Here is a 13274-nt window from a genome sequence, read left to right as displayed (position 1 = left end):
ACCGGGGTTCGTCAGCCGGTGACGCAGGCGGAGCCGTTGAGCGCGAACCCGGTGGGGCCGCCGTTGTTACCGGAGTGGGTGGCCTGGAAACCGATCGTGGTGGAGGCGCCGGGCGCCAGGTTCCCGTTGTAGCCGACGTTGGTCGCCGTGACGCGGCCCGAGGACGGCGCGTACGAGGCGCTCCAGCCGCCGGTGATGGTCTGGCCCGAGGGCAGGTCGAAGGCGAGCCGCCAGCCGTTGATCGCGGCGGCGCCGGTGTTGGTGATGGTGAGGTTCGCGGTCAGCCCGTTGTTCCAGGCGTTGACCGCGGCGGTGACCCGGCACGCCGAGGTCGTCGGCGGGCTCGTCGGGGGAGTGGTCGGTGGAGTGGTGGGAGGGGTCGTCGGAGGGGTCGTGGGCGGGGTGGTCGGGGGAGTGGTCGGCGGAGTGGTGGGCGTGGTCAGGCCGAAGAAGGCGATGGCGGCCGCGGCCATTCCGCTGCTGGGCAGGGAGTGCCCGGCGCCCTGGATGCTGTACGCCTCGACCTGCACCTTGCCGGTCCCGTCGGCCCAGCGGCGGCGGTTCCAGTTGGCCTGCGGGGTGTCGCTGGACGTCGGGTTCGTGCTGAGGCCGAAGACGTTGGTCCACTGCTCGACCGACTCCTGCAGCAGCGAGTACGGCACGAGCGTGTCGTTGGTGCCGTGCCACAGCTGGATCGGGGGACGGGGGCCGCTGAAGCCCGGGTTGACCTGGCGGACGGCGTCACCCCACTGCTGCGGTGTGCGGTTCATGTTGCCGCCGGTGCACTGGCCCCCGGGCGGGTAGTCGGCCGCGTTCGCGAAGCAGTTGAACGGCACGCCCATGAACGACGCGCCGGCCTTGAACAGGTCGGGGTACAGGGCGAGCATGTGCTGGGTCATCATGCCGCCGGACGAGCTTCCGGTGGCGTACACGCGGTTCTGGTCGCCGCCGTAGCGCTGACCGGCGTACGCCACCATCGACGCGATCGAGACCGGGTCGCTGCCGCCGTTGCGCTGCTTGGACGCGGCCGACCAGGTGTCGAAGCACTTGCCGAAACCGGCCTCCTGCATCGCGGACGGGTAGATCACGATGAACCCGTACCGGTCGGCCAGCGAGGCGAACTCGCTGCCGGAGTAGAAGCCGGGGCCCGAGCCGCCGCATCCGTGCATGGCGACCACGATGGCCGGGTTGGACGGGCGCGCGTCCGGCACGTAGATGTGCATGCGCATCCCGCCGGGGTTGCTGCCGAAGCTGGTCACCTCGGTCAGCGAGGCCGCGAACGCCGCCCGGGGCGCCGTGAGGGCAAGACCGGCCACGGCCAGCAGTGCGGCGGCCACGGCGTACAGCAATTGGCGTTTGATCTTCATGCTTGTCACTCCTGAGGACAGGGTGGAGCCGCGCGCAGAGGGGAACAACGGCTGCGCACAGCCCAGGGGGAAGGCCGGGGATGACGGCGGGGTGATCTGCCCTGTCCTCCCGCGCGGACGCCGGAGACCGGCGCCGGCCGCTGAGCCCCGGCCGTGTCGCGCGCACCGGCGAGCGCGCGTTGTGTAGCACTTATCGTGCACCCGACCCAACAAACTGTCAATCGACGAGTGCCGATAGGGCGCCCGGTCAGCTCCGGCCGAAGGCGCGGCCCAGGCCGGTGAGGTCGATCGGGCGGCGGGCGCTTTCCGGGACGTGCTCGATCAGCGGCCGCATCGCCTCGAGGGCGGTGAGGATCTGGCGGGCGACCCGCTCCACCGGCTGGACGGCGTCGACCGAGACCAGGATGCCGCGCGCGGCGTACCAGTCGGCGATCGGATGGGTGACCTCGTGATACAGCGCGAGCCGGCGGCGGATGACCGGCTCGGTGTCGTCCGACCGGCCCTCCAGAGCCGCCCGGGCCAGCAGCCGGCGGGTCAGTTCCTCGTCGTCGGCCTCCAGGTGCAGGGCGACGAACCTGGTGAACACGCCGGACAAGCTTGAGCCGATCTTCGACGCCATGATGCGGCGCAACCCGGGGTGGCCGGGGCGATGCCGCCGCACGACCTCATCTGAGGAGGTCGCTCAGCGGGACGGCGGGGTCGGCCAGCCGGTCGGCCGGCACGGTGAGGCCGTCGCGCAGCCCCGCCCGGACCAGCGCCTCGATCCGGTCGGCGACGTCCCACACGTTGACGTTCATACCGGCGAGCACCCGGCCCCGCTCGGTCCAGAAGGCCAGGAACTCACCACTGCCGAGATCGCCACGGATGACGAGGCCGGCGTCGTGGCCGGGCGGCACCCAGCCGGTGTACTCCATGCCCAGGTCGTACTGGTCGCTGAAGAAGTACGGCACCCGGTCGTGAACGACGTCCTGGTCCAGCATGGCCCGCGCCGCCGTCGTTCCGGTGTGCACGGCGTTGTCCCAGTGCTCGGAGCGCACACGGGCGCGGAGCAGCGGATGACCGACGCGGGCGGCGTCACCGGCGGCGAAGATCAGCGGGTCGCTTGTGCGCAGGCGCTGGTCGACGAGGATGCCGTCGTCGCAGGCCAGGCCCGCCGTCTCGGCCAATTCCATGTCGGGGCGCACGCCGACGGCCACGAGAACCGTGTCGGCGCCGAGCACGGAACCGTCGGCCAGCACGACTTGGGAGACCCGGCCGTCGCCGCGTATCTCGGTGACCTGGTTGCCGAAGCGGAAGTGAACCCCGCGCCCCGTGTGCAGGCCGGCGAAGTAACGAGCCATGCGCTCGCCGAGCACGCGCTGCAGGGGGAGGGAGGCGGCCTCGACGACGGTGACGTCCGCGCCCTTCGCCGAGGCGGCGGCCGCGACCTCCAGGCCGATCCACCCCGCGCCGACGATCACCAGGCGGGCGCCCGTACGCAGTCTTCCGGCGAGCCGTCGGCTGTCGGTCAGCGTCCGCAGGCGCACGACGCCATCGAGGTCGGCGCCGGCCACCGGCAACGACCTCGGCGAGGACCCGGTGGCGAGGAGCAGCCGATCGTAGTGGAATGTCCTGCCGTCGCGGGTCGAGACCTGCCGGGCGGCCCGGTCGAGGGCGTGCGCCGCCGCGCCGATGTGCACTTCGACGTCCTGCTCGGCGTACCAGGCGTCGTCGTGCAGGAAGACGCTGTCGGGCTCGTCCTTGCCGAGGAGCACCGCCTTGGAGAGCGGCGGACGTTCGTACGGGAAATGCGGTTCGGCCCCCAGCAGGACGACACGGCCCGCGAAGCCCTCGGCGCGCAGGGTCTCGGCGGCGTTCGCCCCGGCCTGTCCGGCTCCCACGATGACGAACGTGCGGTCAGCGGTCATGGCTTGCTCCCATCGTTGTCGGTGGTGGTCGGCGAGCGCCCGGCCCGGTGGTGGTCCGCGAGCGCCCGGCTCGGCGACGGCTCGGCTGTGGTCAGCCCGGGCCCGCGACGGCTCGGCTGTGGTCAGCCCGGGCCCGCGACGGCTCGGCTGTGGTCAGCCCGGGCCCGCGACGGCTCGGCTGTGGTCAGCCCGGGCCCGCGACGGCGAAGAACTCGGCCCGTGACCGGGGGTCGTCCCGCAGGCTGCCGAGCAGCGTCGAGGTGACCGTACGAGCGGCGGGCGCGCGTACGCCGCGCAGGCTCATGCACATGTGGTCGGCCTCGATGACCACCCCGACACCGCGCGGACGCAGCCGCATGGACAGCCAGTCGGCGATCTGCTTGGTCAGACGCTCCTGCACCTGGGTGCGGTGAGCGAACATCTCGACGACCCGGGCCAGCTTCGACAGCCCGAGGATCCGGTCGGCCGGCAGGTATCCGACGTGGGCGACGCCGACGAACGGGAGCAGGTGGTGCTCGCACAGCGATCGCACCGGGATCGACTTGGCCAGGACCAGTTCGTCGTAGCCCTCGTCGTTGTCGAACGTCGTCATCGCGAACTCGCGCGGGGTGAGCATTTCCGCGTACGCCCGTGCCATCCGCCCCGGTGTCTCGGCCAGGCCGGGCGCCGTCAGGTCCACCCCGAGGGCTTCGAGGAACGCCGTGGCGGCTTGCTCGGCGGCAGGCATGTCACGTTGCGTGACGAGGTCCCACCGCAGATCGGCTTCGATGGTCATGAGACGGCTCCAATTCACCAACGCTCGCTGGTGTTACTCCGCATCGTGCTCCGTTGCCGCCGGTATTTCAATAGCGAGCGTTGGTGTTAATATCTGCGAGTGACGGACGGCTGGACGGCCATGAAGGCGCTCACGGACACCTCGCGCCGGGCGCTCTACGACTACGTCCGGCGCCGGCCGCACCCGGTGACCCGCGACGACGCGGCCCGGGCGACCGGCATGACGCGCGGGCTGGCCGCCTTCCACCTGGACAAACTCGTCGACGTGGGCCTGCTCCAGGCGCACTACGAGACCCCGCACGGACAGCCGCGCGGCCGGGGGCGTACGCCGAAGGTCTATCGCCTCCATGCCGACGGGGTGGCCTTCACGCTGCCCGCGCGCCGCTACGAGATCATCGCGGACATCCTCGCCGAGGCGATGTCGAGCGGGGAGGAGCCGGCCACCGTGGCCTGCCGCCGCGGCCACGGGGTCGCCACCCCGGACGCCGGACTCACCGAGGTCCTCGATGGTCTCGGGTTCGAGCCGGAGCCCGGTCCCGAGGCGGTCCTGCTGCACAACTGCCCGTTCCACGCGCTCGCCTCCCGATACACCGACCTGGTGTGCGGGCTCAACCAGGCGTTCCTGTCCGGAGTGATCGACGGGTGCGGCGCCGAGGGCGCCGAGGCGCGTCTCGTTCCCCGGCCCGGCTTCTGCTGCGTGGAGATCCGGGTTTGAAACGCGTTCATCGCACTGGCGGCCATGAGCGACGAGCACAGGCGTGCGGGACGTCGTGGCGGATCTGCTCGCAAGGCGCGCACGCGCCCGGCCCGGTGCCGGCGGTCCCCACGATGACGACAGGCCTTAAGGCCCTGTTGCCGGACCGGCCAGGAGTTGATCATTTAGGTGCGTCCGGGTGGACGACCCGGGCCCGGTCCGAGGAGGCGTCATGACGCGAGCTGATCTGGTCATCAGTCCTCAGGTGTACACCCACGGCGAGGTCGGCCCGGACGCCACGGCGTATGCGGTCGGCAAGTTGGAGGCGGCGCTGCACCACGCGCCCGGCCCGGTTCTGCGTACGTCGCTGACGTTGGACGCCGCGGCCCCCGGCGACCGGGTCGACGCGCACGTCGACGTGAACGGGGTGGGGCTGCACGTGCACGCGGTGGGGGAGTCGCTCCAGGAGGCCACCGACCTGATGCAGGACAGGCTCCGCTCCCGCCTGCGGCGCATCCGCCGCCGCCCGCAGCAGGGCCCCGACACGCCGAAGCAGTGAGCCCTCGCTGAGCGGCGTAAGAAGGTCAAGCGGCTTCACAACCGGCGGGCCGTGCCGATAGGAACCCTGGGGAACCGGAAATCCAGGGAGAACTCCTTTGATCAACCTAGGCCGGTGGGGTGCCGACGGTGGCTCGATGTTGGGACAGGTGCGCGCCCTGTTCCTGCTGTTCTGCCTTCTCTGGTCCTTGATCGGCGTCTTCGGCGTCAAGGAGGGCGCCGGCGCCGGGTTCCGCGCCGCGACGGTCGCCGCCATCGTCGTGGTCGAGCTCTGCCTGTGCTGGGGATACCGGCGTGGCCGGTATCCCCGGGCACTGTGGCTGGTCGAGGCCCCCTGCGTGTACGTGGTCGCGGCGGCTTCGGATTTCGGCGTCACCGTCGGCCTGCTCTACGTCTGGATCAATTGCCGCGCGTTGTACGGCGGCCGGCTGGACCAGCTGATCGGGGCCTCGTGCGTCACGGCCATCATGGGATGCGGGGTGGCGTTCAACGGTGTCGCCGTTTCCTCCGCCGTGCCGCTGACGGTGACGGCGCTGATCGGCCTCGTCATCAATCACACCCTGGCCCTGGGGATCGCGGCCCGCGACAGGGCCGCGCTGCGGGAGCAGGTCGTGGCCACGGCGGGCGCGGGTTTCGCCGCGGCCACCGACCGCCGGGACGCTGCGCGGGTCGCCGCCGAAGCGGTCGTCGCCCTGGACCGGCGGATCAACGCCGCCGTGCTCGCCACGATCGCCTCGGGAGACCTCCGGCCGATCGGGCACGCCGGCGACGCCCGCCCCGGCGTGGCCGGCCGTGCGGTGAACCTCGCCGCGAGCGGCCCGGCACATGCGTCGGCGCTGCGTCCCGGCGGCTATGCCCGGATCACCGGAGCCGAGGCGGCCTCGTTCGCCGAGCAGCTGGGACTGCCGCCGGCCTGTCGGGTGGACCTGGTGCCGCTCGCAGCCGACGGTCGCGTGTTCGGCCTGCTGGTCGTCTCGTACGACCGGCGTCCGCAGGACGACCTGTCCGCCTCCCTCTCCACGCTGGCCGACGAGGCCGCGCTGACCCTCGACCAGCTGCTGACCCGGTCACGGCTCAACGTCGTCGTGGAGCACTCGCACGACGCCCTGCTGCTCTGCGGCGAACAGGGAACGATCCGGTTCGCCAACCCGGCCGCCGCCCGGTTGCTCGGCGTTCCCCGCGAATCCCTGATCGGCCGGGACCTGCGCTCCCTCATCCATCCCGACGACCTCGCCGAGGTGCTGGCCCCGGATCAGAAGGGCGCGCAGATCCGCCGGCTGCGTGGTCCGGACCCGCGGTCGTGGATCGAGTTCGAGGTGCTGGTGGCTTACGTGACCGAGCACGACGGGTCGCGCAGCCTGATCTTCAACGCCCGGGACATCTCGGAACGGCAGCGCCTGGAACTGGAGCTGCGGCACGCCCAGCGGCTGGAGTCCGTCGGCCGTCTGGCCGCCGGCATCGCTCACGAGGTCAACACCCCGATGCAGTTCATCGGCGACAACGTCAGATTTCTCGACGAGTCCCTGGCCGACCTGCTGGCCGTGGTGGCCGAGGTCCGGCGGAGCCTGGGCGACGACACCGACCTGGCCCGGCGCATGGTGGAACTCGACGTCGACTTCCTCCTGGAGGAGGCGCCGACGGCGATCCGCGAGACCCTGGAGGGCGTCGACCGGGTGGCCACCATCGTGCAAGCGATGAAGGCGTTCGGGCACCGCGGCAGCGACGCCAAGAGCCCGGCCGATCTGAACGACGCGATCAGGAACGCGCTGATCGTCGCGGCCAACGAGATCAGAACCGTGGCGGACGTCCGGACCGACCTGGCGGAGCTGCCGCTGGTGATGTGCCACGTCGGGGACATCAACCAGGTCGTGCTCAATCTGCTCGTCAACGCGGCACACGCGATCGAGGCGGCGGACGCGGGCCGGGGCGAGATCCGGGTCAGCACCCGGCTCGACGGCCGCGAGGTGGTCATCGACGTGGCCGACACCGGAACGGGAGTGCCCCCGGAGATCGCGGACAAGCTCTTCGACCCGTTCTTCACCACCAAGACGGTCGGCAAAGGGACGGGACAGGGTCTGTCCCTGATCCGGAACCTCGTCGTCGACAGGCACCACGGATCCATCGGCTTCACCAGCGAGCCCGGGGCCGGCACGGTCTTCACCGTCCGGCTGCCCGTCGATCCGCGCACGGCACTCGTATCCACGGCGGCACAGGCGGAGGTTCCCGCATGACCGGCAAGCCCCACGTGATGTTCGTCGACGACGAGCCACGCATCCTCGACGGCCTGCGGCGCATGCTGCGGACCGAGCGGAACCGCTGGGACATGTCCTTCGCGCCCGGCGGCGCGGAAGCGCTGGCCGCCATGCAGGACCGGCCGTGCGACGTGGTGGTGACCGATTTCCGCATGCCCGGCATGGACGGCGGCGACCTGCTCGACCGGGTTCGCGCGCTCTACCCCGGCACCGCCCGGGTCATCCTCTCCGGGCAGACCGGCGAGGACAACGTGCTTCGTGTCATCGCGCTGTCGCACCAGTTCCTCAGCAAACCCACCAGCCGGGAGCAGCTGGTGCAGACCGTCGACCGGCTGCTCGAGGCCCAGGCGGCCTCGGGGGACGACTCCGCCCGCCGGGACGCCGCCATGGTGCAGTCCCTGCCGAGCGCGCCCAGCATCCTGCCGGAACTGATCACGGTGCTGGACGCGGAGGGATCGTCCGCCGGGTCGGTCGCGGCCGTCATCGAGCACGACCCGGCCGCCGCCGCCAAGGTGCTGCAGCTGGCGAACTCCTCCGCCAGCATGGTGGGCCGGCAGATCAGCGACGTGTCCCAGGCGGTGGCGTTGCTCGGTCCGCCCACCGTACGGGGCCTGGTGCTGATGCACGACGTGGTGCGAAGCCTCGACCCCGAGGGGCAGCTCCCGGCCCGCTGGATCCAGGAGCTCACCGAACATTCCGTACGGACCTCACGCCTGGCCCGGATGCTGGCCGGCGGCGCGCCGTGGGAGAACGAAGCCTTCACCGCCGGACTGCTGCACGAGATCGGGCAGCTGGTGCTGGCGTCGTCGCGGGCCGATGCCTACCCCGCGGTCCTGCTCGTGTGGGAGGACGCCGAGGCCCCGGCGCTCCCCTTGGACGCCGCCGAGCATGCCGCCTTCGGCACCTCGCACAGCGAGGCCGGCGCCAACCTGCTGCAACTGTGGGGCCTGCCCGCCACGGTCGTGTCCGCCGTGGCGGGACACTCCACCGCACCTGTGGGGCCGAAGGCTCACGATCCCAGCTCCGCGGTCGCTCTGGCCCACCGCATCGTGGAGGCCGACTTCGGCGCCGTGTGCGAGGCCCCCGGCCACGACGACAGCCTCGCCGGAACGGACATCGCCGGGGCGGAGCAGGAAGTCATCGAACGCTGGCGGGCAACTCATCCCCGATGATCCGCGGCCGGGCGGACCTCAATCCTCCTGACCGGCCGGCGGCTGCAGGGGAACGGCGACGGTGAAGGTCGTGCCGGCTCCGGGGGCGGAGTCCACCTGGATCGTGCCGCCGTGCTTCTGCACGATGCTGGCGTACGCCATGCTGAGCCCCTGGCCGGTGCCCTTGCCGACCTCCTTGGTGGTGAAGAACGGGTCGAAGATGCGCTGCCGGGTGCTCTCGTCCATGCCGGTGCCGTCGTCGCTCACGACGATCTCCACCGTGGAGGCGGTGCGCGCGGTGCGGATCGTGATGTTGCCGAGGACGCCTTCGCGCCGGGCCGCGGCCGCCTCGATGGCGTGGGCGGCGTTGACGATGAGGTTCAGGATGACCTGCTTGAGCTCGCCCTCGTAACACGACACCATGCCGACGTCCTCGCCCAGCTGGAGGCTGAGCACGGCATGGTATTTCCACTCGTTGCGAGCGACCTGGGCGGTGCTTTCGACCGCCCGGTTGATGTCGACGTCGGCGCGGCCGTGCCCGGGGTGGGAGAAGTCCTTCATGGCCCGGACGATCTGCGCCACCCGGCTGAGGCCCTCGAGTGACTCGGTGATCGCGGTCGGCACCTCGGCGAGCAGGAACTCGAGGTCGATGTCGCGCAGCCGCTCCGCGAAGTCCTCGTCGGTCGCGGCGAACCTCTCCCGTGCGTCCTGCGCCAGCTCCAGGATCTGGCCGAACGTCTGCTCGATGAAACGGGTGTTGTCCGAGACGAACTGGATCGGCGTGTTGATCTCATGGGCGATGCCGGCGGCCAGCTGCCCGATGGCCTCCAGCCGGTTGGTCTGATTGAGCTGACGCTCGAGATCGCTGATCCGGGTGACGTCGGCCCCGATGCCGATGACTCCGCCGGCCATGGGCTGCGGCAGCACGCTCATCAGGATCGTGCGGGGCGAACCGTCCGGCCCGGTCACCGTGACGTGATGGTCGACGACGGGCTGGTTGCTGGCCAGCACCTGGGCCTCGAGCTCGGCCAGGATCGGCCCGAGGTCGTCGCCGGCGTCGATGTTCTTTTCCAGCTTGCCGGTCAGGTCGGTGTCCGTGCTGATCCCTCGCATGGCCAGGAACGCGGAATTGTGGCCCTGGTAGAAGCCGTGGGCGTCCTTCCAGAAGATCAGGTGCGGGATCGAGGAGATCACTCCCGTCAGCACGGCCTTCTCCACCGAGAGCTCGTGCGCCAGAGCCTCGGCTCGCTCCCGGGCCGCGAGGCTGGCCTGCTCGGCGTTGCGCCGGCCGGTGACGTCGCGCTCGATGGTGACCCAGCGGACCACGTCCTCGTCGTCGGCGACGTGGTAGAGCGCGACCCGCAACCAGCGCGGCCGCCCGTCCTTGGTGCGGGTCTCGAACTCACTGAACACGTGGGAGCCGCGCTCGGACACGGCCTTGACGTCCACCTCCGGCATGGCGTCGCCGAGCATGTCGATCCGGCGCCGGCCCTCGCACTCGGCCAAGGTGTAGCCGCTCAACTGGGTGAACGCGTCGTTGACCCACTCGATGCGGCCGTCGGCGTCGGCGATGACGACAGCGTCCTCCATGTGCCTGACGATCGGGGCCAGCCGGGTGGCGTCGCGGGTGGCCCGGCGCAGTTCCTCCTGCGTCCGCACAGCCGCGGTCTCGTCGGTGAGCGTCAGGACAGCCCGGGCGGCGCCGTGACCGCGCACGGGATCGACGCGCATCCGCCACCAGCGCGGCCCGGACTCCGTGGCGACCTCGTAGTTGGGTGTGGCCCGGCTCGGCTGCCCGGCCAGCACCCGCCTGACGGTGTCGCCGGCGTCGCGCAAGAGCTCGCCCAGCCCGTTCACGCGGCTGACGGCGTAGTCGAAGAAGGAGGTCGCCTCCGGGGCGCCCCCAGGCACGCGGGCCAGCATGGCGTTCCACGCCTGGTTGGTGTCGACGATCCCGCCCGCGTCGTCGAGGATGCAGAGGCCGGCGTCGATCGAGTCGGTGACGGCGCGCAGAAGCTGCTCTGCCGCGCGGATGCGCTGGGTGCGCTCGGCGAGCCGCCGCTGCAGCGTCAGGTTCCGTTGCCAGGTGGCCAGGGCGGAACTGTCGGGCTCCCCCGCGGTGCGGCGTTCCGCGGCCACGACCAGCGCCTCAATGGTGCGCCGCTGCTCCTCGACGATGCGCCGTAACTGGTCCGCCGACTGCTCGGTGAGCGTCGTGCCGGTGTCGACCATGCTGCTCCTCAGGCGAACGCAACCGCGACAAGGGTCTGGTTCATGTGCATGCCGTTGAACTGCTCGCCGTAGGTGCTGAAACCCACCACGCCGCGCTCCGCGAGGAAGCCGCCCACCTGGTCGGCGACCTGATGCTCCTCCGTCTCCAGCCGTCGCAGGACGCAGTCGAACGCGAGCATCCCGCCGATCGGTCCGAGGTCGGCCTCGAGGGCGGCGAACTGCTGCTCCAGATGGTCGAGCAGGCCCGTCGGGCGCCCGACCCGCAGGACGTCGCCCACGTCAACCCGGGCGAACATGCTCAGCGTGCCGTCGGCGTTCGCGGCGGCGATGGCGCGGATCCAGGCGGATCCGCCCGCGTTCAGCAGCAGGGGATGCCTGGAGTAGACGGAGAAGTTCAGGTCGGCGACGCGGGTCCCGACCGCTTCCGCGTACGCCTGCGCGGCCGGCCGCCCGTTCAAGGCCCGGACGACGCGCCGGTCGGGGTCGACGTCGGTCGCGATCAGCAGGGTGCTGGTCGGCTCGTGATGCTGCAGGCGGATCAGCCGGAACGGCACATCGGTGCGGACCACGGTGACCGACGCGAGGTTCGGCAGGAACTCCCCGTCGTGGTAAACAGCCGTGTGCTCGAAGGTCAGGTTGTCACCGGCCGAGCCGCCGACGATCGGCACGTCGCCCAGCGCGGCCATCAGATTCGCCGCGAGCAGGTCCTCGTTGCGGGTCAGCCCGTCGGTGAGCAGGATCGCGAAACCTTCACCGTCGCCCACCTCGGAGCGAAGGTCGGCCAGCTCGGGCGCCGCGCGCTCGACAGCGCCGGGCGCGTCGTCGAGGGGGCCGACAGTGACCGTCCGGGCCCGCAGGCCGCCGGTGAAGGCGACGGCGCAGAGGCCGGCGCTGTCGTACCCGCGTGGTCCGATGTTGCCCGAGCTGGTGCAGCCGATCACGCGGTCACCGAAGTGGCGCTTCAGCTCGCGGCCCACCAGGGGAAGGTCGTATCCCGGGGTGACGAAGACCGCGTACAGGCCGGCCCGGGTGCCGAGGGCGTCGGCGAGCTCAGCGACGGCAGCGACCGGGTCTGGCCGGTGCGAGTCGGCGGACGCCACCGCCGTGTGCTGCCTCGTACGGGATATGACCGGCGTCGGCACGTGCACCTCCGATTTTTCCGAGTCCCCGACGTTCCGTTCGGCCACGGCCACCAGAAGTTGAGGACAAATCTAACCTAAGGCACTGAGCGGACATATGCTGCCGAGGTGGCCGAGCGCATCTTGATGGTCGACGACGAGCCGAGAATCCTCGACGGCATACGGCGGACCCTGCGCGGCCGCTACGAGATCGACGCGGCCGTCTCCGGGGCCGAGGGGCTGACCCGCGTCGCCGAGGCCGCCGAACCGTACGCGGTGATCGTCTCCGACATGAAGATGCCGGTCATGGACGGCGCCGAGTTCCTCGCCCGGGCCCGGACCGCCAGCCCCGACTCGGTGCAGATCATCCTCAGCGGCCAGGCGGAGCTCACCTCGACCATCGCGGCGGTCAACGACGGGAATCTGTTCCGGTTCCTCACCAAGCCCTGCGACACCACCGACCTCACCCGGGCGCTGGACGCCGCGCTGGAGCAGCACCGCCTGGTGATGGCCGAGCGCGAGCTGCTGCAACGCACGCTCGACGGCGCGGTCGAGCTGCTCATCGACCTGATGAAGGCGACCAACCCGTACGCGGCGATGCGCACCGAGCGGTTGCGGATGCTGGTCGACGCCGTGGCCCCCGCCGACGCGTGGGAGCCCCGCATCGCCGCAATGCTCGGGCAGGTGGGGCTGATGGCCATCCCGGAACCGGTGCTGGCCCAGGCGCGAAGCGGTGAGACGCTGGACCCCGGCAACGAGGAACTGCTCCGCAGCCACCCGCGGCTGGCGTACGACCTGATCCGGCGGATCCCCCGGCTCGAACGCGTGGCCGAGTGGGTCGCCGAGCAGCCGGTCGTCTTCGGCGAGAAGCCCCCCGCCGGCATGGACGACGACCAGGCGCCGTACGCGACGGCCGCCGCCTTCCTGACCGGCATCGACGGGGGCCGGCCGCCGGCTCAGGTCGCCGGCGGCCTGACCGAGTACCCGAAGGACCTTGTCGCCCGGATCCTGCAGGCCTTCGCCACCTCCCAGGCCCGCTCACCCCGGCGGTTGCCGGGCAGCGAGCTCATGGTGGGCATGGTCGTCGACCAGGACGTGCTGACGACCACCGGGCTTCTCCTCCTGCGTCAGGGCGAGGTGCTCAGCGAGTCGATGGCCATCCGGCTCCGGTACTTCGCGGGTGGGGTGGGCCTGGTCGAGCCCATCTCGGTTCTCGTCTGA

At 71.2% G+C, this 13274-nt stretch carries 11 protein-coding genes; 5 read left to right on the top strand and 6 right to left on the bottom strand.

All coding sequences use genetic code 11. From position 1 onward, the window contains the following. Positions 1–11: 11 nt before the first annotated feature. From C8E87_RS00690 to folE, 4 genes are all read right to left on the bottom strand, one after another. A complete protein-coding gene (locus tag C8E87_RS00690; RefSeq protein ID WP_133871264.1) occupies positions 12–1367 on the bottom strand; it encodes an extracellular catalytic domain type 1 short-chain-length polyhydroxyalkanoate depolymerase in 1356 nt (451 codons plus the stop codon). Positions 1368–1614: 247 nt separating this feature from the next. Further along, on the bottom strand, positions 1615–2028 hold the full coding sequence (locus tag C8E87_RS00685) for an adenylate kinase family protein (protein WP_133871263.1): 414 nt from the start codon (positions 2026–2028) through the stop codon (positions 1615–1617). A 4-nt stretch (positions 2029–2032) separates the two neighbouring features. Further along, positions 2033–3274, bottom strand: a complete 1242-nt coding sequence (locus C8E87_RS00680; protein ID WP_133871262.1) for an NAD(P)/FAD-dependent oxidoreductase — start codon at positions 3272–3274, stop codon at positions 2033–2035. A 184-nt stretch (positions 3275–3458) separates the two neighbouring features. After that, positions 3459–4049 carry a GTP cyclohydrolase I FolE gene (gene folE / locus C8E87_RS00675; RefSeq protein WP_133871261.1) on the bottom strand — a complete coding sequence of 197 codons (591 nt, stop codon included), beginning with the start codon at positions 4047–4049 and terminating at the stop codon, positions 3459–3461. A gap of 99 nt (positions 4050–4148) precedes the next feature. On the opposite strand from folE, the gene C8E87_RS00670 reads away from it, so the two are divergent. The 4 genes from C8E87_RS00670 to C8E87_RS00655 all read left to right on the top strand — a co-directional run bounded on the left by C8E87_RS00670 (position 4149) and on the right by C8E87_RS00655 (position 8724). Beyond that, positions 4149–4763: a helix-turn-helix transcriptional regulator gene (locus tag C8E87_RS00670; protein ID WP_133871260.1), complete on the top strand. Its 615-nt coding sequence runs from the start codon at positions 4149–4151 to the stop codon at positions 4761–4763. A gap of 211 nt (positions 4764–4974) precedes the next feature. After that, complete coding sequence (locus C8E87_RS00665) at positions 4975–5301, top strand: HPF/RaiA family ribosome-associated protein (RefSeq protein WP_133871259.1); 327 nt, start codon at positions 4975–4977, stop codon at positions 5299–5301. Positions 5302–5437: 136 nt separating this feature from the next. After that, positions 5438–7531 carry a two-component system sensor histidine kinase NtrB gene (locus tag C8E87_RS00660; protein WP_133871258.1) on the top strand — a complete coding sequence of 698 codons (2094 nt, stop codon included), beginning with the start codon at positions 5438–5440 and terminating at the stop codon, positions 7529–7531. Next, positions 7528–8724 carry an HDOD domain-containing protein gene (locus tag C8E87_RS00655; protein ID WP_133871257.1) on the top strand — a complete coding sequence of 399 codons (1197 nt, stop codon included), beginning with the start codon at positions 7528–7530 and terminating at the stop codon, positions 8722–8724. Before C8E87_RS00660 ends, C8E87_RS00655 begins: the two co-directional genes overlap by 4 nt. An 18-nt stretch (positions 8725–8742) precedes the next feature. Here the strand turns inward: C8E87_RS00655 and C8E87_RS00650 are convergent, their stop codons facing one another. Both C8E87_RS00650 and C8E87_RS00645 read right to left on the bottom strand, forming a co-directional pair. After that, positions 8743–10935 carry a PAS domain-containing sensor histidine kinase gene (locus C8E87_RS00650; protein WP_133871256.1) on the bottom strand — a complete coding sequence of 731 codons (2193 nt, stop codon included), beginning with the start codon at positions 10933–10935 and terminating at the stop codon, positions 8743–8745. Between the two features lie 8 nt (positions 10936–10943). After that, positions 10944–12077 (bottom strand): FIST N-terminal domain-containing protein, encoded by a 1134-nt coding sequence (locus tag C8E87_RS00645; protein ID WP_133871255.1) that lies wholly within the window; start codon positions 12075–12077, stop codon positions 10944–10946. A gap of 105 nt (positions 12078–12182) precedes the next feature. On the opposite strand from C8E87_RS00645, the gene C8E87_RS00640 reads away from it, so the two are divergent. Next, positions 12183–13274 carry a response regulator gene (locus tag C8E87_RS00640; protein ID WP_133871254.1) on the top strand — a complete coding sequence of 364 codons (1092 nt, stop codon included), beginning with the start codon at positions 12183–12185 and terminating at the stop codon, positions 13272–13274.

Origin of the sequence: Paractinoplanes brasiliensis, from assembly GCF_004362215.1 — a bacterium.
Lineage (GTDB): Bacteria > Actinomycetota > Actinomycetes > Mycobacteriales > Micromonosporaceae > Actinoplanes > Actinoplanes brasiliensis.
This window is presented reverse-complemented; position numbering and strand designations above follow the sequence as displayed.